The organism is Blautia pseudococcoides, from assembly GCF_001689125.2.
Lineage (GTDB): Bacteria > Bacillota > Clostridia > Lachnospirales > Lachnospiraceae > Blautia > Blautia pseudococcoides.
Map to the genome: position 1 here is coordinate 4,870,388 of NZ_CP015405.2, position 25,765 is coordinate 4,896,152.

Below are 25,765 nucleotides of genomic sequence, written 5' to 3' on the forward strand. Positions count from 1 at the left end.
TTATGTTTATATGTGGACTATAATAGAAGACACGGCAATGCAACACCTGTCAAAATGACGGAAGCTGATCAGCGCAGCGTGTTGAAGCTCATTGCGTAAATATTCTTTTGGAAGGAGAGCAATGTATGAAATCATGGAAGCGATGGAACAGGGCGTTTGGTGCTACTCTGGCTACAGCTCTTGTCTGCACTTCAGTTAATTTCCCGGTCTATATACAAGCGGCCGTAGAAGACCAGGGAAGCATATCTGAGGCAGCTACAGAGACAATTCCTGAAATCACGGGAACCGTTTACCACGTGGACAGTGCAGGGGGCAGTGATGAAAGCGGTGACGGGTCGGAGGCAAATCCATTTAAAACTCTGGCTAAGGTAAACACAATTGAACTGCAGCCCGGAGACGGCATCAGCCTGAAAAAGGGCAGCATTTTTGACAACCAGCAGCTTGCACCGAAAGGAACAGGAACCGAGGAGAAGCCTATCGTGATCAACACATATGGCGAGGGAAGCATGCCTGTTATCAATGCAGGAGGATTCAGAAGGACCGGCGGCACCAATGGGGACGGTACACCTGAATATGCAGGCTACAAAGAGGCGGTCCTGATCCAGAATATGGAGTATACATATGTAACAGGACTGGAAGTCACAAATGATGACGCATTCAATGAGACAAGCGATGCAGGAGATCCAAACAACCTGAATTCCGGAAGCGACGATGTAATTCCCAGACGTCTGGGTATTCACGTTACCATTGATGAGCGGGAAACTGTAAACAAAACATTAGACGGCGGCAGAGAGTACAACACTGTCGTTATTGACGGCTGTTATGTACATGATGTAGACGGAAATGAAAACCGCGGTGTAAACAAAGTTGACGGCGGTATTGGTATTGAGGTTATCTTCAGCTCAGAAGCAGGAGTCTTTCCTTACTTCAACGGCGTAACCATCCAAAACAACAGAATTGACCAGTGTGACCGTACAGGGATCAAGGCTATCCGCCTTTCCGACCTGGATCAGTTCAGAAACAATGACCCGGATAAAGCCGGATATGACCCCAATAATGACGCGGATAACAACTCAGCCAATGACGGTGTACGTCATGACAATATCCGCTATAAAGACCAGGCACAGAGAGGTCTTCACATTGTCGGAAACTATCTGAGTGATATCGGCGGTGACGGTATTCTGGTCTGTGAATCACAGGGCGCAGTAGTTGAGCACAACGTGGTAAACGGACAGGCTATGCGCGCAAAAGGAGCCAATGCAGGTATCTGGGCATGGAACTCCTTTGACACCTTATTCCGTTATAATGAGAGCTTTGACGGCCCGGCCTACAACCAGGACGGCTGCTCTTACGACAGTGATTACTGGTGTGCGGGCAGCATTTTTGAGTACAATTACAGCCATGATACGCCTATGGGCTTTATGCTTATGATGGGTAATAACAATACAGATGTTATCCGTTATAATGTGAGCCAGAATGACGGCCTTGCATGGCGTCACGGAGCAGGAAATACCAATTCGGAAAGTTACATTTACAATAATGTATTCTATTACGATGGCGCAAACTGGGTATTCAATCACAGCAACGGCGGCGGTTCCGCTATGGGAAGTGCTTACAACTGGCATATGTACAACAACATTTACTATAACTACAATGAAGAAGTGGCCAGTAAATGGGGCAGTGCGGAGACAACGGCGGAAAGCTGGAACAACTCTTATCTGCAGCAGGCAGGAAACCTGGTATATGAAGCCAGCGGCATTCATGATCCCGGTGAAATCCCTAATGCGATCCAGGCAGATCCGCTCTTTGAAAATGCGGGCGGCGGCCAGAGCGCTGCGATCAGCGATGACGGTATGACAGCTACATCCAATTGGGAATCCCTGAAAGCCTACGCGCTGAAGGAAGGTTCACCTGCTATCGGCAATGGTGTGTATGTCAATGTAGTTCCGGCAACCAGCCCGGAAAACAAAGGACTCTGGGATTACACTTCAGACAGAAATGCAAAGACCGACTTCTTTGGAAATGCCCTCTATGACGGCGCACCTGATATCGGTATTATGGAAATGACAGGCGTTCAGGGTGCAGACTTCGCACTTGAGAGCAATGCGGGATATAAAGTATATGATCCGGAATGCGGAGCATATCTTACAAGCGGGGAAAATGGCCTGGAAGTCAACGCTTCAGGCAGCCAGTTTGTCATGGAGAATGCAGGCGGCGGCTATAAAGTTAAAATCTGGGATACAGAGAGTAATGCGTACTTATACTTAAATACGGATGGTGACAGTGCAGTTCTGTCTGAAAAAGATTCCACTGTCTGGACAGCGGTTGACAGGAAGAACGGCCTTCATCAGTTGAGATCCGGGGATAACTTCCTTGTCTGCAACGATGACGGAACACTTTCTCTGGGCACAGCAGGTACAGACTGGCAGTTTGTCCTTCAGGAGCATTCCAAGTCCTATAATGTAGGCGGAGATGCCATTGACGGATTCAGCGCTGACCGGGCTTACGACGCAAATAAAAAATTATCCGGTTATGTTGAGGAGTATACCAAACTGACCGGCAGCGGCAGCGGTGTATATGCTACAGGCGTTACTGCTGACACAATTGAATACAAGGTTTACGCATCAGATGCTTCCCACAACCTGAAACTCTATGTTTCTGAGATGGAAGATACAGCCGGACGTACTTTTGACGTTCTGGTAAACGGTGAGGTAGTGAAAGAGAGATACACCTTGTCCGGTGACACAGATGTTATTGAAATCGGTTCTGTGTATCCTGCAGGCGGTGTTATCACTGTGAAACTTCAGAGTGCATACAGTGAAGAAGCCGGAACAATGACTGATCCAATCCTGAATGGTATCGCAGCAGATATGGCTGTTATGTCAGAAGTGAATATGAGACTGGATGCAGGTAATTCCGATACATCCAATATGGGCAACCATGACGGACTGTTTGAGGATGCAGAATTTGAAGCCACAGGAAGCGGCTGGTACGCAAATGGTTCCACCTCAACAGAGGAGATCAACAGCAAGCTTGCCGGTGGGAAACCTGTACCGGATGCCGGGCTTGGAACTGCACTGAAGAGTGGACGTGCAGGTGAAGACTTTGGATACAAATTCAAAGTGTCACCTGGAATTTACAGAGTAAAACTGTATTTTAATGATACAAGCGCAGATGAGTTTACACCTGGAACATTTGATGTGAGTGTCAACGGTTCTGTAGTGGAAGAAGGATTTACCATTCCGGAGCAGAATAAAGCATACGATATCACGGTTACAGCGGAGGCACAGGACGGTCTGATTGATATCGGACTGAAAGCAGCCGAGGGAAAAGCCATTGTCAATGCAGTTATCGTTGAGCCTTATCAGGAGATCACAGGCGAGAACCTGGCACTGAACAAAGCGGCAGACGCAAGCGGCCAGGAAGAAGACTCCATGGCAGCAAAATACGCAGTTGACGGCAGCCAGTCCACACGTTACAGCAGCGGACAGGGCAGCAGCCAGTGGATCAGCGTTGATCTGGAAAAGAAATATATGGTAGATACCGTTGCGGTTGACTGGACACCAGGCGCTTATGCCACAGATTATGAGGTGCAGGTCTCTGCAGACGGAGAGACCTGGAATACGGTCAAGACAGTAAACAGCGCTTATCCGGGACTGAATCTGGTGAAATTTGATCCGGCAGAAGCACAGTATGTAGCGCTTGTCTCCATCAGCAATGCCAATGAATGGGGAATGTCCATGACAGAGCTGGGTGTTTACGGTGAGGAGATCACGGGAAGCCCGGCAGCAACAGTAAATACAGAGGACAAAGGAAACCATAACTATCAGGTAAACGTAGGCCTGGAGAATATTTTCAACAAGTACAGAAATGCAGTTGTGGAATATACATATGATCCGGCTCAGATCACCTTAAATACAGACAGTGCCGCAGTAAATGAAGAGGCACTTCTGAAAACAGTAGACCCAACAGTAACAGATAATGAGGACGGAACCAAGACGGTTCGTTTCTCTTATGGAATCAAGAAACAGGATGCATTCAAGAAGGCTGCGGAACTGATGAATGTAACCTTTACGGCAGAAGAGGGAGCAACAAGGAAACCGGTAACTGTTAATGTATCCTTCAGCAATGCGGAAGGCCATGTGACAGCACTGGAAAAAGTGCTCACATATGTACCGAATAACTTTACATATGAAGATTTAAGCGCTTTGATCCAGGATGCAGAAGCGCAGATGAATGCAGCAGTAGTGGGACCGAAACCGGGTGAATATACCCAGGAAGCAGTCGATACATTCAAAGAAGCTATTGAGGAAGCGAAAGCAGTTCCGGAAGGAAAGGAAGCTTCTGAGTATGAAGCTGCATATGTGAAGCTGGAAGCAGCTATGAAGGCATTTACCGAAGTGGTCAACGTTGCAGAATATGATACTTACTATCAGGACTTTGCGGCAGCAGATGAGGCAAACTTTGAATATGCGAATGCTTCCGGACAGCTTACGGATGAAGGTATGTTATTATCTATCGGCGGCAGCGGAGTTGCTAAGGATATGAATGCCACCGCTATCAACCAGGGGATATTCCGTATCCGCTTTACTACAGACAGTGTTGCAGACCAGACATTGTTTACTGTTGGAAACGGAATCATGTTCGGGTACGATGCAGGCGGCGGAAACTGGTTCTATGATAAAACGGCAGACGGAGGCTGGGGCAACTTTATCTATGGCCATGCGCTTACACCCAATGAAGAACATGAGATCATTTTCAGATTTGTACCGAGTGCCAGCAAAGCAGCAGGTTTATACGACCTGACTCTGTGGTATGACGGAACTGAATTAGGAAGTGCATCCAATGTTCCTTACAGCACAGAACCCGGACAGTATACACTGCAGAGCAGAAGAAATTTACACAACATGACTGTAAAAGAAGTATACTACGGCGATGAAGTTCCATCACATACCATCAGTGTAACAGCAGGTGAGAACGGAACCGTCAGCCAGACGGGTGATGTATCGGTAGACCGTGAAACAAACAAAACATTTGTGATCAAACCGGATAAAGGTTATACTGTTGATAAAGTGCTTATTGACGGCAAACCGGCAGTAGTGGAAAATAATAAAGTTACATTTGAATATGTAATTGAAGACCACACGCTGGAAGTAACCTTCAAGAAACTTGAGACATCCAGTCTGGAAGCCCTGATCCAGGAGATGAAGGGAATTGAAGCGGACGGTTATACACCGGACAGCTATCAGAAATTCCAGGAAGCGATCGCGGCAGCAGAAGCTGTTGTGGAAAACGCCACAACGCAGAAAGAGATCACCGATGCCATCGTAGCCCTTGGCAATGCAAAAGATGTGCTGGTACAGACCGCCCTTGAAGGCCTCACAGTCAACACAGAAAATGCCAAGACAGACTATCTGTTAGGCGATGAATTCAACGCAGAGGGAATCGTAGTGGAGGCCGTATACAATGATGGCACCACAAAGACACTGAATGCGGACGAATACACCATCACTGGATTTGATTCCAGCGTGATCGGACCAAAAGAAATAACAGTGTCTTATACAGAGGGTGAAACAGCTATGACTGCATCCTTCACCGTACAGGTCAGCTTAACTGTAGACACCAAGGGTCTGGAATTAGCTATCACCATGGCAGAGAATCTTGCAAACGGCAGCCAGTCCTTCTCACCGGAGAGCTGGGCAGCAGTGGAAGAGGCTCTGAATGAGGCAAATGGTCTTCTGACAAGCCTTGAGACAACCCAGGGACAGATTGATGATGCATTCTCAAAACTGATCAATGCGATCACAGCACTGAAACCGGGCGTACAGAAATTCGGTCTGGAAGCTGCGATCCAGGGAGCAGAAGCTATCCTTGCAGATCCTGTGACAGAAGAGCGTTATACAGAAGGCAGTGTTCAGGCAGTTAAAGATGCATTAGAGGCAGCTAAGACTGTATTTGACACCGTTTACGGCGAAGACGAGGTAGAGGCAGGACAGCAGGCAGTCAATGAGGCAACAACAAATCTGCTCACTGCAGTATCTCAGATGTTAGATAAAGACTTTGCCCGTCTGCATGCGATCATTGCGCAGGCAGAGACCATCCTTCAGGATAGCGGCAAGTACACGGCGAAATCTGTGGAGAGACTTCAGAACCAGCTCAAAGCAGCAAAAGAGACAGCAGCTAATACAGAACTGACAGGGCAGGAAGCCAGAGAAGCCCGTCAGGCACTGGAAGAAGCCATTACAGGGCTTGTCTTCAAAGGCAACAAGGCAGCACTGGAAACCGTTATGGCAAAAGCGCAGGAAATTTTAAACAATTCAGGCAGATATCTGGCAGGAAGCATTGAAGGCCTGAAGGAAGCTCTTGACAAAGCCCAGATAGTCTATGACGATCCGGAGGCAGTTCAGGATGAGATCAATGCAGCAGTAGCAGAACTTACAAAGGAAGTGGAAGAGGTAAGACTTCTCGGTGACGTGGATCTGAACGGCGTTGTAAATGCAGCAGACAGTGCACTGCTCCTGCAGTACAGCGTAGGTCTCAAAGAACTGACAGAAGAGCAGATTCTGATTGGTGACGTGAATGTAGATAATGAAACCAACACAACAGATGCGACCAGAATCCTGCAGTTGTCAGCAGAGAAAATTACTACATTCTGATTTTAAAGGAAAATCCAGGAGAACAGGCAGGTAACCTATATGAAAAAGAGAACCAGGAAAATAGCAATGTTATGTATGAGTGCACTTCTGTTTGTACAGGCAATGCCTGTCTGGGCCGCAGGTGGAACAGAAATCGCATTAAACCCGGGTAAGGCTCAGGAGGGCAGCCAGGTTCAGGTGGCTTGTGAGATCACAAACGCCCAGGAAGTGACCAATGGAAAAATTCGTATCCATTACGATGCATCCAAACTTGTCCTCACTGCGGACAGCGCCGGAGGTGCGCTGTCCGGGGCCCTGTGTGAAGTCAATGACTGCCTGACAGGAAATAAGGAGGAAGGAGAGATTGTAGCAGCATTCGCTTCTTCAACACCACTTGCAGAGGACGGCAGTCTCCTTGATATGACATTCCAGTTGGCAGACGGCGTTAAAGCCGGGGATACAGCGGACATTCAGGTAGATATTGAGGAATTGGCCGGAGACAGCGGTAATATAGGGAATAATGAAATGCATACTGCCTCCATTACTGTGGAAGCAAAGGGTGAAAATCCGAATCCGGGCGGAGATGACCACAAACCGGGCGGAGATGACCACAAACCGGGCGGAGACGATAACAAAAATCCGGGCGGGGATGATGGCAGCCAGGGCAGTGACAAGAACGACGGAAACGGCAATAAGGGAACCACACCCGCCACTACCCCAGCCAAAAAATCCGGAAACAGCACAACAACCTCCAAATCAGCAAAGACCGGGGATGATACCAACATTTTATTCCCTGTTCTGGGTGTTGGAGCGGCAGCGGTAGTGATAGCCGCCGTAGCAGCAAAAAAGAAAAAAGAATCATAATGGAAAAACAGTTATAAAAGGGTGCCGGTCTGCAGGATACTATGCAGACCGGTATTTTTTTATGACTTTTTTTGATAAAATGAAAAGAATCTAATCATTTTCCATGTTTAGATACGTTTTATTATACAGGGGACGCCCTGTAGGAGGAAAATCTTGACGCGTGAAGACAAACTTATTAAAAAACTGGAACATGGAGATATGAGCGCCCTGGATGAGCTAATATCCCTGTACTATACCGATATTCTGCGGTACTGTGTCTGCCACACAGCGGATAGGCAGACCGCAGAGGATGCCGTACAAGAGACTTTTTTAAAGACCGTGCGGTATCTGGACAGATATATACACAAGGGGAAATTCCGTGCTTTTTTATACCAGGTGGCATCCAATACGTGTGTGGACATGTGGAGAAAAAAACATCAGGAGGAACAGATGCCGGATACGCTTGAATGCCTGGAACAAGGATTTAAGAGAGCTGAGACAGAGATGGACTTTATGCTGCTCATCAAAGAACTGCCGGAAGAGCAGAGAGAAATCATATACCTGCGGTTTGCCCATGACCTGACACTGAGAGAAATCGGACAGATTTTGAATCTGCCGCAAAGAACGGTACAGTCCAGACTGCGGGCAGCACTGAAGCGGATGAAAAAGGAACTGGGGAAAGGAGGGATTCTGCATGAGGAAATCTGAGATAGAAAAAAAGCTTTTGCAATGCCTGCATGAAAAGACAGAACCGGATACGGAAGAGAGAGGAAGAGAGGCTGTGATGCTGGCAGCCAGACAGGCATACCGCACCGCTTCCGGGAAAAAGAGGATTTCTTTTTGGCAGTTCATGACAAGCCAGGCCAGATTTTTAGGCTGGAAAATATGGAGTATGCAGGCAGCCTCTCTGGCTGTCATGTATTTCTTGATCTATACGCTCTGCGCTGGTGATATCGCGTATTTGTGGGGCCGGCATCTTCCGGTGCTGCTGTGTTTTGGAAGTGTTCTTCTGCTCTTTCCCACTCTGCCCATACTAGCCAGGTCCAGGCGCTATCAGATGGCAGAGACAGAACAGGTTTCCCGGTTCTCTTTAAACCGCCTGCTGATCGCCCGGCTGGTAATGATCGGAGCTGGGGATCTTCTGATGCTGACACTGCTGTTTTTCCTTACGGTGGGGGGCATGGGAGGAGATCCGGGCGTTGCGGTATTATACCTGCTGGTACCTTTTCTCATACTGGGGAGTATTTATATAACCATTGCCGTGCATGTGCAGATCAAATACGTGCTCATAACCTGCCTTGCCGCAGGGGCGGGAACTGTGGTGGTTCTTTTGCTGATGTATTATTTTTGTTACGGTTTTTATGAGCAGTCTTTCCAGGCCGGGTGGGCGCTTGTCTGTGCAGGGGCAGTGTTGTGGGACATGATCCAGCTTAACAAAGTGGAAAGAAGAGAGACTGCATTGGATACATGGATATAAGGAGGAATAAGATGGAGCTGACAATTGATCAGATATGGAAAAAATATAAAGACAAGGCAGCAGTCAGTCAAGTCAGCCTAAAGCTGACACCCGGAGTCTGGGGACTTCTGGGGGCCAACGGAGCGGGAAAGACTACCCTTATGCGGATGGTGGCCGGAATCCTGAAACCCACCGAAGGCAGGGTTCTCTATGACGGCATATCTATTCAGGTGCTGGGGGAGAAGTACAGGGATATCTTCGGCTACCTGCCTCAGGAGTTTGGCTTTTATCCTGAATTTACAGTTCAGGATTACCTTGAGTACATGGCAGTGTTGAAGGGGCTGACCAAAAAAGAAAGCAAAAGAAGGATAGAAGAACTTCTGGAGAACATGTCACTTGCGGAAGTGAGAAAGAAAAAGATCATAAAGCTTTCAGGCGGAATGAAGCGCAGGGTGGGGATCGCCCAGGCCCTGCTCAATGAGCCGGAGGTACTGATCCTGGATGAACCCACAAGCGGTCTCGACCCGGGGGAACGTGTCCGATTCCGCAATCTGCTCTCGGAATTTGCCTCCCATGACAGGATTGTCCTCATATCTACCCATATTGTATCAGATGTGGAATATATCGCCACATGCAACGCGGTGATGAAAGACGGCAGGATACTGGCTTCCGGTACCACAGAGGAGCTGGTGACCATGGTGGAGGGCAAGGTCTGGACCGGTTCCATACCCATGGAGCAGCTTGCCAAGTACGAGAGGAAGCTGCAGATCGTAAATCTGAAGAATGAGGAGAACGGAATGGTCTCCATTAGATATTTGTCTGAAGATCCGGGGATCGCGGATTCCAAAAAAGAAGTGCCAAGGCTGGAGGATCTGTACCTCTGGCTGTTTCCGGAAGACAGATTTGAAAAGGAGGCGGAGTAAATGCGTCTGTTGAAAGCAGAATGTAAAAGGGTTATGAAGACCCGGGCTGTATGGTTCCTTCTGGCAGCCGCGTTTTTATTATCTTTTGTCATGGCCTATTTTCCAATGAGTTTTATGCAGTATTCCTACCTGGACGGAAGCGGTGAACAGGTAACGATAACAGGTAGAAAAGCCATAGAAATAATTAAGGAAAAACAGGCGGTTTCCGCCGGAGCTGTAACACCGGACAAGATCCAGGCAGCATTGGAAACCTATCAGGCCTGTGTAAAACAATATGGTCCTACAGCAAGTGAGGACTTTCCACGCAATGTATATAATGAAAAAATCCTGCCTGTTGAAGCCATCATTCATGTGGTGCGGGAAGTGAATGCTGACAGTAAAACAGGTATTGCGCCGGATATTATGGAGATAGACCCAGGGAACGCCCAAAGTTTTTATGAGCAGTGTACAAAACGTCTGGACAGTCTGATGGACCTGGAACAGAAGAAGCATCCGGATGCCCAGAGGAAGGCAAAAGCACTTTATGCGGAAGTGGAACAGCCCTACGAATATTATCCGGGCTTTAATAAGGATGCCACGGACTATCTGATCCTCTACCTTCTTCTCCTGGAATTTATCTGTGTGCTGCTGGCCGCGCCGATTTTTTCATCGGATCACCAGACAAAGGCAGATGATATCCAGCGGTGTACCAAATACGGGAGAATCCGGCTGGCAGTTGTCAGGGTCATGGTTATGCTCCTCATATCCACGCTCACGGTGACTGCAGGCGTTACGATCTTTCTGTCACTCACCAGAGGTATATTCGGCGCGGAATGTATGAACAGTTCCATACAGATGCTATACTCAGCAGTCAACCTGTCTGATCTGAATCTGGGACAGATGCTTTTGATGGGAGCAGGTGTTGGACTTCTTACCATTACAGCGGCAGTTTTGTGCACTCTGATGATTTCCTCCAGATGCAGAAGTGTCTCTGCAGCGGCGATTGCCGCTATGGCCATCTGTCTGCTGCCCATTGTTATCGGACAGATGGGCAGTGGAAATCTGGCCGGCTGGATACGATGTATTTTGCCCACAGGAGGGCTTGGACTGGGAAACTGTTTTTTATATGAACTGTTTGATTTTAATTTTATTAATCTGGGGTCATCCTCTTTTTGGGTACCTCATGCAATACCGGCAGTATTGGCAGTGGAAATTCCGCTGTTCTTTGTCCTGACCGTTTGTTTTCATAATCGGTATATAGCAAAATAATAGCAGTGGAGGGTTCCAAAATATGGATCTCTCCACTGCTTGTTTATGGGATAATTGCACAAGATGTAAGAATATTATAGAAGAAGAACACTTTATTAAATGGGAAATACGCACAACGGATGCTATGATAAGACAATAATATTAGTTCATATTAAATAATGCTAGGAGGTAAGAATATGAAGAAAAGGATGATGAAACTGGCGGCAATTTCCATGTCCGTACTTATGGCAGCAGCTCTCGGTGCGTGTGGTTCCAACGGAGGGGATGACAAAACCAGCGGTGGGGATGAGACGAAAAAGGAAGAAGGTACCGCGTCGTCCGACCGCAAAGACGGGGACAAAGAAATTATAATGTGGGCTAACGGCACAGAAGACCCGGACAAGAGCATCTGGAATTATGCTATTGACAAGTACAATGACGGAAAGGGAAAGGAGACAGGGTATCAGGTGACTTACGTTCCCACTCAAAACGATACCTATAAAGAAAAGCTGGTGGTAGCGGTAAGTTCAGGTGAGTGTCCTGACATTTATCAGACCTGGTCCGGCGGCCCTATGATCGAGTACGTGGAAGCAGGATTCGGCCAGCCTCTTGATGAGTATATAGAGAAATATAATTTAAAAGATGTGCTTATGGATGCAGCCCTGGAACAGGGAACTTATGACGGAAAGGTATACGGACTTCCGGTATTGAACATAGCGATCTCCGGTGTATACTACAACAAGGAAATGTTTGAGCAGTATAACCTGGAAGTCCCCACAACGGTAAGCGAACTGGAAAAGGTATGTGATACCTTGGTGGAGAACGGCATCACTCCCTTCGCCCTTGCCAATGCCTCCAAATGGACAGGCTCCATGTACTTTATGAACCTGGCTACCCGCTACGGCGGTCTGGAGCCGTTCCAGAAAGCGGTTTCCGGAGAAGGCACCTTTGAGGATGAGTGCTTTGTTTATGCCGGAGAAAAGATTCAGGAATGGGTCAAAAAAGGATACTTCCCGGAGGGTGTAAACTCACTCAGTGAGGATGACGGACAGGGCAAACAGCTGTTATATCAGGATAAGGCGGCTATGACCTGTATCGGTTCCTGGTATACAGGCACCATTAAACAGGACAGCGAAGAGTTCTATAATAAATTAGGATGGTTCCCGTTCCCGGCAGTTGACGATTCCTCTGCAGATGCTTCTATCATCATCGGTACCATCGGTGACGGATTCCTCACCTTCAACTGTACAGGTGAGAAACTGGATGCGGCCTTTGAGATGGCAAGCTATTATTATGATGATGAGGAATTAGACTTCATGGTAGAAAACGGAAAGATCCCTCCTGTTAAAAAAGCAAAAGAAATGATCACGGATCCGGTCAGCCAGCAGATCCTGGAAGCTGCCACAAATGCATCTTCCGTACAGCTTTGGTATGACCAGTATCTGCCGCCGGTAGTGTCAGAGGCACATAAAGACACCTGCCAGGAATTGTTCGGACTTACCATGACACCTGAGGAGGCCAATAAAGAGCTGCAGAAGGCAATGGACGAGTACAACAGCAGCCATAGCGGGGATTGATCATCTCAGTATAAAGAAGAATATTGGATTTGAGCAGAAAGCCGGCAATGGGAGATTTTCATTGTCGGCTTTTCCCTTTTCAGAGGGATTCTTTTGTTCACAGTGGGAAAAACTATATAAATAATCTGCTGTTCAGGTAAGAATATTATATAATGTGGACACTTTATTTTATGGTTATTAGGCAAAAAGAGGGCTATGATATAATGCATAAAGCAAAATCACGTATTTCATTTTAAGGAGGAAAAGTATGAAAAAAAGAATGGCGAAACTGGTTACTCTTTCTATGACAGCTCTCATGGCAGCGTCACTCTGTGCATGCGGCAGCGACGGCGGGAACAGCAGTGCAGGTGAAAGTGATTCTACAGGCAAGAAAGCAGCAGAAACAAAAGATTCCGGTGATGACAGCAAAGAAATCGTTTATTGGAATATCGGAACAGAAAGCCCGGATAAGGATGTTATTGCAAAAGCAGTAGACAAATTCAATTCCGAGACAGAATCAGGTTATACCGTTACAGTAGTACCCACCCAGAATGATACCTACAAAGAAAAACTGGTAGTTGCCATGAGCTCAGGTGAGTGCCCGGATATGTATTCTAACTGGTCCGGTGGTCCTATGTATGAATATATAGATTCCGGTTTTGGACAGCCTATTGATGACTTGTTCAACGCATCTGATATTAAGGATAAACTCATGGACGCAGCCGTTGCGCAGGCTACATACAATGACCATGTGTACGCAGTTCCTTACCAGAACGTATCTCTTGCAGGTATATTCTACAACAAAGAAATATTTGAGAAATACGGACTTTCAGAGCCGAAAACCCTCGGTGACTTAGAGAATATCTGTAAGACACTGAAAGACAACGGCATTACTCCGTTTGCTCTGGCTAACGGTTCCAAATGGACAGGTTCCATGTATTTCATGAGCCTTGCGGCACGCTACGGCGGACTGGAACCATTCCAGAAAGCAGTTGCAGGTGAGGGCAAATTTACAGATGACTGCTTCATCAAAGCTGGTGAAAAGATCCAGGAATGGGTTAATGCAGGGTATTTCCCGGAAGGTGTAAACTCTCTGAGCGAAGATGACGGACAGGCAAAACAGTTGATGTATCAGGAGACAGCAGGCATGCTGCTGTGCGGTTCCTGGTATACAGGTACTTTCTCCTCCGACAGCGAAGAATTCTACCAGAAAATTGACTGGTTCCCATTCCCGGCGATCGAGAGTTCTGATGCAGATGCAAACATCCAGATTGGTACTGTAGGTGACCAGTTCATCACATTCAACTGTGAAGGCGAAAAGCTGGCAGCAGCTTTTGAATGTGCAGAAGCACATCTGTCTGATGAAGTGATTGATTTTGAAATTGAAAAAGGCAAGATTCCGCCGGTAAAAGGAATTGAAGATAAGATCACAGACCCGGTAGCCAAAAAAATCGTTGAGACAGCAAACAGCGCTTCGGAGATCCAGCTCTGGTATGACCAGTATCTGCCGCCGGCAGTTGCAACGGCTCATCTTGACGGATTACAGGAAGTGTTTGGTCTGACCATGACTCCTCAGGAGGCTCAGGACTCCATGCAGACTGCAATGGATGACTATTTAAGCACAAAAGCCGAATAAAACGTACCGTTATTAAAAGCGCTCTGTCCTCTGCGGACAGGGCGCTTTTTTACCTTCCGCATATAGAGGGTTCTGTGGGCAGGCGTCTGTTTTTTCTATAAATTTTTGTTCTTAAAAGGCAGATATTTATAGATAATGCGTAGATTGTTCTATGTCTTTTCAGCAGCCTGTTTGCTAGTATATATAATAAGAAAAGAAAGTGTTAAGAAACAAAAAGGAGGGCTTCTATTATGAAGGAAAATGGTATTTCTCTGGCACAGTTAAGACAGAGAAACACACGAAAAGTTGCGGCGCTTTTCCTGGCACCGGTAACTGTTTTACTGGTTGTATTTATTTTTTACCCAATCGTGGATACCTTTATCACAAGCGGTTATCAGTGGAACGGAATCTCTGCAGCTAAGAAATTTATCGGCATTGGAAACTGGAAAAAATTAATTGCTGACACCAGTTTTTGGATCGCGTTCAAGAACAATGTTATTATAATGGTTCTTTCCATCTGTATTCAGATTCCCATTGGTCTCGCGCTGGCAACATTCCTGGATTTCGGCGGAAAGAAACTGACACCGTTTAAAGTGGTTTGGTTCATTCCCCTGTTAATGTCATCTGTTGCGATCGGTTTTCTTTTTACATATGCACTGGCAACAAACGGCGGTCTGGTGAGCACAATTTCAGGCTGGTTCGGAGGCGGAAACATTGACCTGCTGGGTAATCCCAAGACAGCCCTCCTGACAGTTATCATGGTTATCTGCTGGCAGTTTACTCCGTTCTACATGGTTTACTTTATGGCGGCATTTACCAATATACCTTATGACGTATTTGAAGCAGCCAGAATCGACGGAGCTACCAGAGGACAGTATTTCTGGAGGATCGCACTGCCCCTTCTGGTTCCATCCATGAAAAGTGCAGCGATCCTCTCCATGGTTGGTTCCCTGAAATACTTTGATCTGATCTATGTTATGACCGGCGGCGGGCCAGGAACTTCCACAGAGTTGATGGCCACCTATATGTACAAGCAATCCTTTAAGACCTTCAACATGGGTTATGGTTCTGCAGTGGCCGGCGGTATGTTTATCCTGATCAGTATGGTATCCCTGATCACCATGAAGTTGTTAAATGGAAAGAAGGAGGACTGAAAAAATGGATAGTTATAAAAAGAGTAAAGCAAAAAGCGTAACAGCTTGGACCGTTGCCTTTATCCTGGCGATTTTCTGGCTGGCTGTATCCTTTATGCCCTTTGTGTTTATGGTTTTGAACTCCTTCAAAGAGAAGTTTGAGATGCTGACAAAAGGTGTCTTCCAGCTTCCTGACAGCCTGAACTGGAGCAACTACACGGAAGTGTTAAAAGGCGGATTCGGTACCTATTTCAAGAATAGTGTGATCGTGCTTGCCATCTCCCTGATCCTGCTGCTGTTCATCGCAGCCTGCGCATCCTACCCGCTGGCAAGGTTCAAGTTTAAACTGGCCAATCCGATCTATGCGCTGATCGTGGCATGTATGTCCATACCGGTCCATATCACCTTGATCCCGGTATTCAAAATGGCAAAAAGCACAGGCCTGTATGATAGTATCTGGGCGCTGATCGGACCATATATTGCCTTTGCGGTTCCTATTTCCGTGTTCATTCTGACCAGCTTTATGAAAGAGATACCGCGGGAGATTGAAGAGTCCGCCGAGATTGACGGCTGCGGTAAGATTCAGATGTTCTTCTCCATGATCCTTCCGCTGGCAAAGCCCGGCCTGGCCACACTGGCAATCTATAACGGTGTAAATATGTGGAATGAGTTCTCCTTTGCCTATACACTGACACAGTCCTCCGCAAACCGTACCCTGCCTCTGGCAATCTGGGAATTCCAGGGCCAGTATTCCATGAACACCCCTATGATCATGGCAGTTCTGACACTGACGCTTCTGCCTATGATCATCATGTTTATCATTTTCCAGGATAAACTGGTGAAAGGTATGACAGCAGGTGCCGTAAAAGGATGAGTATGCTGTGACTTTAAAGCTGCTGCCGGATTCGTTATCCAGGTGGCAGCTTTTTCCAGTTAATGAGAATTGCCGTATGGCTGTGGGACGTGGTATGATAAAAATCAGAAAACAGCAGAAGGGCGGTAACACGTATGAAAAAGTGGATGGAAAAAATAAGCCGGTGGAAATTTGACAAAAAGATGCAGCTTCTTGTGACAGTATCTATTATAGCCACTACCCTGATCGTTCTGGCGGTATCCACCATATCCTCTGTGACGTCCATGAAGCAGCAGTCCATAGAACTGCTGCAGGCCCAGAACAGCACCACGGCTGAAAACTTCAAAAGTTCTCTGGACAATTACAAAACGCTTGCTATTGCAACCGTTATGGATACGTCTATACAGCAATATCTGAAGGCGGCCAATTATTCAAAAGAGAGCGGCGGACTCAAAAACAGTGCCTACAACATTTTGTCAAGTATCTCCAATATGCATTCAGATATGAATTTTATTGCGATCGTGGGAAAATCCCCGGATGATTACATATACAAAGGGCAGATCGCCATCTCGGCAGCACAGTTTACACAGGTTTATTCCCACGACTCCCAGCAGTGCAAGACCGTGCAGGACAGCTCCATTAAGATGTGTTTTAACAATGCTTATTATAACGGCAGCAGATACACCCTGAATATTTATTTCCCCATCTATGACACCAACCGGGTGCTGGGGGAACTGGGGCTTCTCTGTATGAATTTTACAGACCCAAGTCTGCAGCAGATCCTGGAGTATGACAGCTCAAAAAGGCTGGAATCCATGGTAGTGGACACGGAGGGGATGCTGATCTCCTCCAGGAATAAGGAAAAGATCGGCACCAATGTGGACTTTATCCCGAAAATGAAGGAGAAATCAGGAACCTTCAGTATGGACGGGAGGCTGTATATTTACCAGAAGGTTTCCAACTGGCGGTTCTATGTGGTGAGCAGCGTGCCCATGATGGAGCTTTATAAATCCAGTATTCGGACTATTTTCTTCATGGCATTTATCCTCTTGTTCCTGCTGACTGTGAGTCTTCTGGTGGTTAAGAGGATCATCAGCAAGGTATACCGTCCGCTGGATAAGGTAGTGCGGAAAATGGATGACGTGGCTTCCGGCTCATTGAAGACCCGCATTAATGTGGAGCATATGGGAGAGGACTTTACCAAGCTGGCAGTTGGGTTCAATTCCATGATGGAGGAAATCCTGGTACTCATGGAGCAGGTGAAAATGGAGCAGCATCAGATTGAGCAGATCCGCTTCAATGCGCTCCAGTCACAGATACAGCCTCATTTTCTGTACAATACCCTGGAGTGTATCCATTGGCAGGCCATGGTGGACGGCAATGAAGAGATCTCCACCCTGGTGAAAGCCCTGGCAAAATATTACCGTATCTGTTTAAGCGGCGGCCATGACGTGATCCCGCTGAAGATGGAGCTGGAACATGTGCGGAATTATCTGATCATCCAGAATATGCGGTATGATGATATAATCGGAAGTGAGTTTGATGTGGAGGAGGCTGCTTCGGATGTGATGATTCCCAAGCTGACACTGCAGCCCTTGGTGGAGAATTCCATTTACCATGGGATCAAGGTGAAGGAAGGGAAGACAGGAAGTCTGTTTTTAAAAGTGAGAAAACGCAGCAGCGATGTGCTTATTACCCTGGCTGACACAGGTACGGGCATGAGTCAGCAGCAGATTGATGAGATGAACCAGCATCTCTCAGAATATGATGATTCTTTTGGATATGGTGTGCGGAATGTAAACAAGAGGATTGAACTTCTCTATGGAGAGGAGTACGGACTTTATTATCTGAGAAATGAATCCGGCGGCGTGACAGTGGAAATACGCCTGCCTTATGTGACACAAGTGGAAGACGGTATCATACGAGGAGAGATGATCCATGTATAAAATATTGATTGTGGATGACGAAAAAATGATTCGTCTGGGCATGAAAAAAGTGCTGCCCTGGGAGAGCCTTGGAATCATTGAAGTTTACGACGCGGCCTCAGGCAAGGAAGCCCTGGGCATTATAAGGGAAAAGAAACCGGAGATCATGATATCTGATATCCAGATGACGGAGATGACGGGGCTGGAGCTGATCGAGGCAGCCCGGAAGATTGTACCGGAGCTGAGGGTGATCGTGCTGACAGGATACGATAACTTTGAGTATGCAAGGCAGAGCCTCCGCCTGCAGGTGCAGGATTTTTTCCTGAAACCCATAGAGGAGGACGAGCTTGCGCGGGCCGTGGGCAAGCAGGTAAATTATCTGGAAGATTTAAAAGCCGAGGAAAAGAATTTAAGGCTTCTCCAGAGAACCCAGGGAACGGCGGAACAGACAGAACTGGAGCACTACATGCGGAATCTGGTGCACAAGCGGGACGACATGGGCAAGCTGCTGGATAATCTGAGGGAGTATTATCACTTTGACACAGAGATGGAGCTGAAGCTTATGCTGATCGTGCCCACCCTGTACATGAACCAGCAGCCCACGGAGGAGAACTTCCAGGCCATGTCTGTGAAAAATGTATGCATGGGCATGGTGGATGCCCAGGAGAGAGGCATCACGTTCTCGGATGATGACGGAACCATTGCCATTACCTGGTTTGAGGCAGAGACCGGGGACGTGGTGCTGGATGCCATTGAGGAGCTGTCCGATATCCTGAAGGATGAATTTGACGCCAAACCCAAGATGGTGGTGGGAAGTGCGGTGCATGGATTTGCCAATCTGTTTATCTCCTACAATGACGCCCGCTTTCTTTTGGATAATGAAAAAGAGGGGATCCGGGATATTGTGCAGACCTTCGGGGCCCAGAATAAGGCGGATATTTTCCGGGATATCTACGCAGAGCTGAAAGGGATCATGTGCGCCAATGTGGGCAATACAGACTATGTGATGAAAGCGTTCAATACCTTTTCAAAAGCTACTCAGTCCTATAATCTCTCACCTGCCATGGTGCGCAGAAACTGCTTTGAGATCGCATCTGCCCTGTATTTTTCCTACATGGGAGATTCCGGGGAGGTGGAGTCAGGAAAGCTGGATTCCCTCTCCAAAAGCCTGATCTGCGCAGACCGGGAGGAGGCCTGTGAGGTGACCCGTATGTTTATCTCCCAGCTTTTGGGCAAGGAGGAGGAGAATGTTCACGAGATCATAACAAAGGCAAAGCATTACATAGACGAGCATTTGACAGAGGAGTTATCGGTATCCAATATTGCAGCCAGCCTGTATATTACGCCGAACTATTTTTCCAGGCTTTTTAAGCGTGTGACAAAAGAGGGATGTAATGAGTATATTGTGCGGAAAAGGATTGAAAAGGCCAAATCCCTGCTGGAGACCACCAGCATGAAGACCGGAAAAATTGCCATGATGGTGGGATACCGTGACACAAATTATTTCTCCCTGGCGTTCAAGAAACACACAGGAAGATCTCCCACAAAATACCGTGAGGAGATACAGCATAATGCATAGAAGAAAGGAAGAATTTTATAGAAGGAAGTAACTTTTTTTTATTACGGCTGGGATGCAGGTATGGTACACTATATCTATAGGTAAAAGTACCATACCTTTTTGGCGTGTGGATACAATACGCAGCAAAGAAGTATATGCGGTTTCGGCAGGTATGGTGTAAGATGAAGGAAGAAAAAGGCTGTGAGGCCGTCCTTTGCAGAAGGGTATGTAAAATAGAAAATTAAAGGAGAACGATTGATGAGAGACCACAAAAAAGAAAGAGCCATTGCAAGAGAAAAAGCAAGAGAACTGGTATCTAAAATGACACTTATGGAGAAGGCATCCCAGTTAAAGTATGATGCTTCCCCTGTGGAGCGCCTGGGTGTTCCCACCTACAATTACTGGAACGAGGCCCTGCACGGTGTTGCCAGAGCCGGTGTGGCTACCATGTTTCCGCAGGCTATTGGCATGGCGGCAGTTTTTGACGATGAAGAGATGAAAAAGGTGGGCGATATCATTGCCACTGAGGGGCGTGCAAAGTATAATGAGTATTCCAAACACGGAGACAGGGATATCTACAAAGGGCTCACATTCTGGTCACCAAATGTGAATATCTTCCGTGATCCACGCTGGGGAAGAGGCCATGAGACATACGGTGAGGACCCGTACCTGACCTCCAGGCTGGGTGTGAAATTCGTGGAGGGTATCCAGGGTGACGGTGAGGTGATGAAAGCCGCTGCCTGCGCCAAACATTACGCTGTACACAGCGGTCCGGAATCCATCCGCCATGAGTTTGACGCTGAGGCAACCATGAAAGATATGTGGGAGACATACCTTCCGGCCTTCGAGGCTCTGGTCACAGAGGCGGATGTGGAATCTGTCATGGGTGCCTACAACCGGACCAACGGGGAGCCCTGCTGCGGCCATACTTACCTTATGGAAGACGTTTTAAGGGGAAAATGGAACTTTGAGGGACATTTCACCTCTGACTGCTGGGCTATCAAGGATTTCCACGAGAATCACAAGATCACGAAAAATGCCAGAGAGTCCGCTGCCCTTGCCCTGAAAAAAGGGTGTGATGTAAACTGCGGGAATACCTACCTGCACCTGCTGGGCGCCATAGAAGACGGCCTTATTACAGAGGAGGATATCACGCTGGCAGCCGAGAGACTGTTCACTACCCGTTTCCTCTTAGGTCTTTTTGACGGAAGTGAGTATGACAATATTCCGTACGAAGTGGTTGAGTGCAAAAAGCATGTGGAGAAAGCCCTGGATATGGCCAGAAAGGGCTGTGTCCTTTTAAAGAACGATGGTGTCCTGCCTCTTGACAAGTCAAAACTGAAGACCATCGGTGTTATCGGACCAAACGCGGACAGCCGTGCATCCCTCATTGGAAACTACCACGGAACTTCCTCAAGATATATTACCGTTCTGGAAGGCATCCAGGATGAGGTGGGCGATGAGGTGCGTGTGCTCTATTCAGAGGGCTGCCACCTGTATAAAGACAAAGTGGAGAATCTGGCATGGAACCAGGACAGGATCTCAGAGGCTGTTATTACAGCAGAACACAGCGATGTGGTTGTTCTCTGTGTAGGCCTGGATGAGACGCTGGAAGGGGAAGAAGGAGATACCGGAAACAGTGATGCGTCCGGTGACAAACAGGACCTTCATCTGCCGAAAGCACAGGAGGAACTTATTGAGAAAGTGGCAGCAGTGGGCAAACCCACCATCGTAGTGCTTATGGCAGGCAGTGCCATAGATATGAATTATGCGGATGAAAACTGCAATGGCGTTCTTCTTGCCTGGTATCCGGGCGCAAGAGGCGGAAAAGCAGTGGCAGATCTGCTGTTCGGCAAGGTTTCACCTTCCGGAAAACTTCCGATCACATTCTACAGAGATTTGGAGGGAATGCCGGAGTTCACGGATTACAGCATGAAAAACCGTACATACCGCTACATGGAAAAAGAGGCACTCTATCCTTTCGGATACGGGCTCACATACGGTGACGTGAACGTGACGGATGCAGAGATCACAGGGGAAGTGACCGCCCAGTCGGATATTCAGGTGAAGCTGACAGTGAAAAATGACGGCGGCACAGCAACGGAGGATGTGGTACAAATCTATATCAAGGATATGGAATCCCCTCTGGCTGTTCGCAACTGCAGCCTGTGCGCATTCAAACGTGTCTCCCTGGCAGCAGGAGAGAGCAGGACCATGACGGTTACCGTTGCCGGCGCAGCTATGAATGTTGTGGATGAGAATGGTGGACGCCGCGTTGACAGCAGACACTTTAAACTATTTGCGGGAACCTCCCAGCCGGATGCGAGGAGTGAGAAACTGACAGGAAGAAAACCAGTGGAACTGGATTTAAACATATAAGACAGGAGAGATGGATATGAGGAAAATTTTATGGAAACTGTTGCTTTTGGGTATTGTCTCATCCTTGACAGCCGGGGTGCTATCCGGCTGCGGCCAGGAGACCAAAGCGAAGACTTCCTCCCAGGAGAAGACGGAAACGACAGAGACGAAAAAAGGGAAAAGTGAAGTAAGATCCGCAGAAGAGAAGCCCGGGATGACAGTGTCAGAACATCCTCAGTTCATCTCAGACGGAGTCCGCAGGCTTGTGCTTGTACAGGACGGAAATGAAATCTTCAACCTGTCCAAGGAGCCTGCTGATTATAAGATGGATTTTGACTACTGGGAAATACTGAATCCCTATGATGAGACCGCGACAGTCAATACAGAGACTATGTACACCCTGTTTGATATGCTCAAAGAGATGGATCTGACTGCGCCGGTGGCAGTGGAAGATGGGGTAGATACGGGAATCACGGGCACCACCACCAAAATAACCATTGACTTTGTAAATACCCAGGATGCAGATACTGCCAAACAGACAAAATATGCAGACAGTACAGCGACACTTCTCATAGGCAGTGCGGATGGGGAAGGAAACCGTTACGCGGCTGTGGAGGGATATGAGGGTGCTGTGTACAGAGTCCCCTCCGCTCTGCTGGACGCTGTTTACGGACTGAATCCTTTTGACTACATCCTGAAAGTCCCGGCTCTCATAAATATCGAGACTGTGGAAAGCGTGGAGATCCAGACAGGCGGCAAAACATACACCATGGAGCCATCCCAGGACAGGTATAAGATGAACGGGAAGAAAGTGGAAAAAGAGGAGTTTACGGATGTCTACCAGGCCCTTTTAACTGTGATGCTGGATTCCGAGATAGAGGAAGGCAGCCAGCCGGAAGGTGACAGGGAAGAGAAGCTGCGTGTGGTGTATCATAGAAATACGGAGGAGGCCCCCCAAGTGGAGCTGGTATATTATTCCTATGCTGATACCTATGACAGCATATCCATTAACGGCAGTGAACATTTTCTGGTGAGATCCGCGGATGTGGATACACTGAGAGAGCAGATAGAAAAAGCATTTTGATCATATGAAATATAGAAAAAAGAGCCATGCTGCAGATATAGATTCATGCAGTACGGTTCTTTTTTCGTGAGATATCCATTCTTTCCGGCTCTTGAAAAATCCATCCCTGACTGCTATAGTTAAAAAACAAATTCGTTTTTTCCCTGTAATAACTCTGCAACATAGAGCGCTTATGCTGTAAATGTAAAAGAAAATCCTTATAAAACAGGTTTGAAAAAGAGGAGGAATCATGATGATGCGTAAAAAATTCAAACAGCATAAGACCGCAGCCGTGGCGGTGGCGGCAGCTCTGTGTGTCACTGCAGCGGCGGGGACCCTGGCGGTTTACGGACAGAATGCGGCAGAGAAGCAGGTAAAGGAGACGGCAGAGGAGAAGTTGTCACAGGAGGAAGCAGTTTATATACCCTGGGATGAAGATACGCTGTACAAAGAAACCGTGGAGAATCAGGATATCGTGAAGCAGGTGTGTGAAAAATACGGCCTGGATCCCAACAGCGCCACCATGAAAGACATAACCCGCGAAATGAGAAATTATGAGGAAGCACTCTGGCTTCTGGATGAGATGGGGGAAAAGCCACTTCTGATGGAAAAGGGAGAGGGAATGGACTCACTGGAAACTTATATTGGTGATGTCTACGCTTTTGACGGCGGAAAGCAGGTTCTTGAGTCCTATTGCCGGGAACATGGGCTGCATGCAAAGAGCGCCCGGATAAAAGATTTGACGGCAGAGGATTTGGTGGCTATAGGCGAGATCGCTTATAACACTTCGGAGCATCCGAAAAACTGACAGAAAGGCAGATACAAATGGCAGATATTTTAATAGTGGAAGACGAGCAGGGCATAAATGAACTGATGAAAAGAACCCTGGCTATGACGGGACACAAATGCGCTCAGGCATACACCGGCAGAGAGGCACTCAGGGCAGCGGAAAGGGAGAGACCGGATGTTGTGCTTCTGGATATTAACCTTCCGGATATGGACGGATTTCAGGTGATGGAACAAATAGGCGGCGTTCCGGTCATCTATGTGACAGCCAGGGACCAAGTGACAGACCGGGTAAAGGGATTGAACAGCGGGGCGGAGGATTATATAGTGAAGCCGTTTGCAATGGAGGAGCTGGTTGCCAGGGTTCAGGTAGTGCTCAGAAGGTTCCACAGGGAGGAAAAAATTTTTGCCATTCATGATGTGAGGGTAGATATAGAGAGGCATAAGGTCATCAGAGCAGGGGCGGATGTGGAGCTTACAAACCGGGAGTTTGAACTTCTTAGGGTACTGCTGGTCAACCGGAATATAGCGCTTTCCAGAAACCAGCTTCTGGATATGGCCTGGGGCATGGACTATTTCGGGGATGACAGGACTGTGGATGTCCATATCCAGAGGATTCGGAAAAAACTGGGGCTGGAGAACTATATCAGGACCGTTTTCAAATACGGATACAGACTGGAGATATGATATGCAGCTTTGGAAGAAAAATTATCTGGCAGCGTATGTTCTGTTTCTGGTGATCCTCAATCTCTCCCTGCTTCTTCTGTCCACCATGGGATTTAAGAATGACCTGGAAACCCGCATGGATGATGTGATAAAGCGACAGCAGCAGCTTGCCTATACGGTGGAGGGGCTCATTGGAGCAGAAGGCGGGGAGGACAAGCTGATCTACCTGGGACAGGGATATTACAGGAACAGGATCTATATTAACGTGAGCCGCGGGGCGAGAACCATTGTGAACCACCTTCCCGAAGGAGTGGGGATCGCCGGAAACGCGGATATTGTCACATATAAAGGGGAACGCCATGCAGCGGTCATGGGACAGACCGGCACCGGGGAGGATGACTGCAATGTTGTCTATATGGAGAACATACAGGATTTATACCGTGGGCAGAACAGAAGGCTGTTGTCCTTCCTGGTGACAGGCCTGCTTCTGGAAGCTGTGATCGGCTCCATGCTTTATATGACCATGAAGAAAATATACATGCCAATCAATAACATTGCACATGAACTGCGGACCCCTTTGACTGTACTGCAGGGGTACGGGCAGTATATCCAGATGGGAAGGATCACGGAGGAGGACCGCTTCTTTGCCGGGGAGCAGATTGTAAAGGAAGCCTGCAGCCTCAGAGAGACGGTGGACAGACTGCTGGTCATGGGAAATCTGAGGGAAGGAAATATTAAGTATCAGAGGGCTGACATGGAGGAGCTGCTTGGGGAGATGAAAAAGTTATACCCCTGTATTCATGTGGAAAACCATATGGGGGTCATAGAGGGTGATGTATCCCTGGTCAAATGTCTGTTTAAGAATTTGATCAGCAATGCGGTAAACGCAGGGGAGCATGTGGCCGTGACAGCTTCGGATCACTGTGTGAATATATGGAACGACGGAAAATACATAGAGAAACAGAAGCTGAATTACCTGAACCGGAACCATGAATTTCCAAGGGCAAAAGCCGAACGGAACGGTTACGGAATTGGTCTGTGCTATGAGATCGTAAAGCTCCATGGATGGAAGATGGACTATGAATCCTCAGAAGAAAAAGGGACAACCGTAAAAATAAGAATATAACCGGATACTTCATAGGGAAGGGTGCCGGACCGGCGTTTCTGC

At 47.5% G+C, this 25,765-nt stretch carries 18 protein-coding genes; all 18 read left to right on the top strand.

Going from position 1 to position 25,765, the window contains the following annotated elements; genetic code table 11:
• The first annotated feature begins 125 nt into the window (after positions 1–125).
• Positions 126–6,656 carry a discoidin domain-containing protein gene (locus tag A4V09_RS22910; RefSeq protein ID WP_065544372.1) on the top strand — a complete coding sequence of 2,177 codons (6,531 nt, stop codon included), beginning with the start codon at positions 126–128 and terminating at the stop codon, positions 6,654–6,656.
• Between the two features lie 39 nt (positions 6,657–6,695).
• Positions 6,696–7,499, top strand: a complete 804-nt coding sequence (locus tag A4V09_RS22915; RefSeq protein WP_065544373.1) for an LPXTG cell wall anchor domain-containing protein — start codon at positions 6,696–6,698, stop codon at positions 7,497–7,499.
• Between the two features lie 153 nt (positions 7,500–7,652).
• Positions 7,653–8,186, top strand: coding sequence for an RNA polymerase sigma factor (locus A4V09_RS22920; protein WP_065544374.1), 534 nt, complete (start codon positions 7,653–7,655; stop codon positions 8,184–8,186).
• Entirely contained in the window at positions 8,173–8,955 is a 783-nt protein-coding gene (locus tag A4V09_RS22925; protein WP_065544375.1) for a hypothetical protein, read from the top strand. Before A4V09_RS22920 ends, A4V09_RS22925 begins: the two co-directional genes overlap by 14 nt.
• An 11-nt stretch (positions 8,956–8,966) precedes the next feature.
• Positions 8,967–9,857 (top strand): ABC transporter ATP-binding protein, encoded by an 891-nt coding sequence (locus A4V09_RS22930; protein ID WP_065544376.1) that lies wholly within the window; start codon positions 8,967–8,969, stop codon positions 9,855–9,857.
• Positions 9,858–11,105 carry a hypothetical protein gene (locus tag A4V09_RS22935; RefSeq protein ID WP_065544377.1) on the top strand — a complete coding sequence of 416 codons (1,248 nt, stop codon included), beginning with the start codon at positions 9,858–9,860 and terminating at the stop codon, positions 11,103–11,105.
• A gap of 176 nt (positions 11,106–11,281) precedes the next feature.
• Positions 11,282–12,661 (top strand): extracellular solute-binding protein, encoded by a 1,380-nt coding sequence (locus A4V09_RS22940; protein ID WP_065544378.1) that lies wholly within the window; start codon positions 11,282–11,284, stop codon positions 12,659–12,661.
• A 247-nt stretch (positions 12,662–12,908) separates the two neighbouring features.
• Complete coding sequence (locus tag A4V09_RS22945) at positions 12,909–14,276, top strand: extracellular solute-binding protein (protein ID WP_065544379.1); 1,368 nt, start codon at positions 12,909–12,911, stop codon at positions 14,274–14,276.
• A gap of 230 nt (positions 14,277–14,506) precedes the next feature.
• On the top strand, positions 14,507–15,409 hold the full coding sequence (locus A4V09_RS22950) for a carbohydrate ABC transporter permease (RefSeq protein ID WP_065544380.1): 903 nt from the start codon (positions 14,507–14,509) through the stop codon (positions 15,407–15,409).
• Between the two features lie 4 nt (positions 15,410–15,413).
• The gene (locus A4V09_RS22955) at positions 15,414–16,262 is read left to right on the top strand and encodes a carbohydrate ABC transporter permease (protein WP_065544381.1); all 849 of its coding nucleotides are present in this window, start codon (positions 15,414–15,416) and stop codon (positions 16,260–16,262) included.
• A 7-nt stretch (positions 16,263–16,269) separates the two neighbouring features.
• Entirely contained in the window at positions 16,270–16,437 is a 168-nt protein-coding gene (locus A4V09_RS24760; RefSeq protein WP_157123552.1) for a hypothetical protein, read from the top strand.
• On the top strand, positions 16,397–18,187 hold the full coding sequence (locus tag A4V09_RS22960) for a sensor histidine kinase (RefSeq protein WP_065544382.1): 1,791 nt from the start codon (positions 16,397–16,399) through the stop codon (positions 18,185–18,187). Before A4V09_RS24760 ends, A4V09_RS22960 begins: the two co-directional genes overlap by 41 nt.
• The gene (locus A4V09_RS22965; protein WP_065544383.1) at positions 18,180–19,745 is read left to right on the top strand and encodes a response regulator transcription factor; all 1,566 of its coding nucleotides are present in this window, start codon (positions 18,180–18,182) and stop codon (positions 19,743–19,745) included. Before A4V09_RS22960 ends, A4V09_RS22965 begins: the two co-directional genes overlap by 8 nt.
• A gap of 237 nt (positions 19,746–19,982) precedes the next feature.
• Positions 19,983–22,103 carry a glycoside hydrolase family 3 C-terminal domain-containing protein gene (locus A4V09_RS22970; RefSeq protein WP_065544384.1) on the top strand — a complete coding sequence of 707 codons (2,121 nt, stop codon included), beginning with the start codon at positions 19,983–19,985 and terminating at the stop codon, positions 22,101–22,103.
• Positions 22,104–22,119: 16 nt separating this feature from the next.
• Complete coding sequence (locus A4V09_RS22975; RefSeq protein ID WP_065544385.1) at positions 22,120–23,166, top strand: DUF4340 domain-containing protein; 1,047 nt, start codon at positions 22,120–22,122, stop codon at positions 23,164–23,166.
• A gap of 229 nt (positions 23,167–23,395) precedes the next feature.
• Positions 23,396–23,953: a hypothetical protein gene (locus A4V09_RS22980; RefSeq protein ID WP_157123553.1), complete on the top strand. Its 558-nt coding sequence runs from the start codon at positions 23,396–23,398 to the stop codon at positions 23,951–23,953.
• 17 nt (positions 23,954–23,970) lie between these two features.
• The gene (locus tag A4V09_RS22985; protein WP_065544387.1) at positions 23,971–24,618 is read left to right on the top strand and encodes a response regulator transcription factor; all 648 of its coding nucleotides are present in this window, start codon (positions 23,971–23,973) and stop codon (positions 24,616–24,618) included.
• Position 24,619: 1 nt separating this feature from the next.
• Positions 24,620–25,723 carry a sensor histidine kinase gene (locus A4V09_RS22990; RefSeq protein ID WP_065544388.1) on the top strand — a complete coding sequence of 368 codons (1,104 nt, stop codon included), beginning with the start codon at positions 24,620–24,622 and terminating at the stop codon, positions 25,721–25,723.
• Positions 25,724–25,765: the final 42 nt, after the last annotated feature.

What these genes read in the sequence shown, in the direction of transcription:
- A4V09_RS22965 (WP_065544383.1), top strand. Translation starts at nt 18,180, where the DNA reads ATGTATAAAATATTGATTGTGGATGACGAAAAAATGATTCGTCTGGGC.
- A4V09_RS22980 (WP_157123553.1), top strand. Translation starts at nt 23,396, where the DNA reads ATGATGATGCGTAAAAAATTCAAACAGCATAAGACCGCAGCCGTGGCG.
- A4V09_RS22910 (WP_065544372.1), top strand. Translation starts at nt 126, where the DNA reads ATGAAATCATGGAAGCGATGGAACAGGGCGTTTGGTGCTACTCTGGCT.
- A4V09_RS22945 (WP_065544379.1), top strand. Translation starts at nt 12,909, where the DNA reads ATGAAAAAAAGAATGGCGAAACTGGTTACTCTTTCTATGACAGCTCTC.
- A4V09_RS22935 (WP_065544377.1), top strand. Translation starts at nt 9,858, where the DNA reads ATGCGTCTGTTGAAAGCAGAATGTAAAAGGGTTATGAAGACCCGGGCT.
- A4V09_RS22925 (WP_065544375.1), top strand. Translation starts at nt 8,173, where the DNA reads ATGAGGAAATCTGAGATAGAAAAAAAGCTTTTGCAATGCCTGCATGAA.
- A4V09_RS22915 (WP_065544373.1), top strand. Translation starts at nt 6,696, where the DNA reads ATGAAAAAGAGAACCAGGAAAATAGCAATGTTATGTATGAGTGCACTT.
- A4V09_RS22955 (WP_065544381.1), top strand. Translation starts at nt 15,414, where the DNA reads ATGGATAGTTATAAAAAGAGTAAAGCAAAAAGCGTAACAGCTTGGACC.
- A4V09_RS22960 (WP_065544382.1), top strand. Translation starts at nt 16,397, where the DNA reads ATGAAAAAGTGGATGGAAAAAATAAGCCGGTGGAAATTTGACAAAAAG.
- A4V09_RS22975 (WP_065544385.1), top strand. Translation starts at nt 22,120, where the DNA reads ATGAGGAAAATTTTATGGAAACTGTTGCTTTTGGGTATTGTCTCATCC.
- A4V09_RS22930 (WP_065544376.1), top strand. Translation starts at nt 8,967, where the DNA reads ATGGAGCTGACAATTGATCAGATATGGAAAAAATATAAAGACAAGGCA.
- A4V09_RS22950 (WP_065544380.1), top strand. Translation starts at nt 14,507, where the DNA reads ATGAAGGAAAATGGTATTTCTCTGGCACAGTTAAGACAGAGAAACACA.
- A4V09_RS22990 (WP_065544388.1), top strand. Translation starts at nt 24,620, where the DNA reads ATGCAGCTTTGGAAGAAAAATTATCTGGCAGCGTATGTTCTGTTTCTG.
- A4V09_RS22940 (WP_065544378.1), top strand. Translation starts at nt 11,282, where the DNA reads ATGAAGAAAAGGATGATGAAACTGGCGGCAATTTCCATGTCCGTACTT.
- A4V09_RS22985 (WP_065544387.1), top strand. Translation starts at nt 23,971, where the DNA reads ATGGCAGATATTTTAATAGTGGAAGACGAGCAGGGCATAAATGAACTG.
- A4V09_RS22970 (WP_065544384.1), top strand. Translation starts at nt 19,983, where the DNA reads ATGAGAGACCACAAAAAAGAAAGAGCCATTGCAAGAGAAAAAGCAAGA.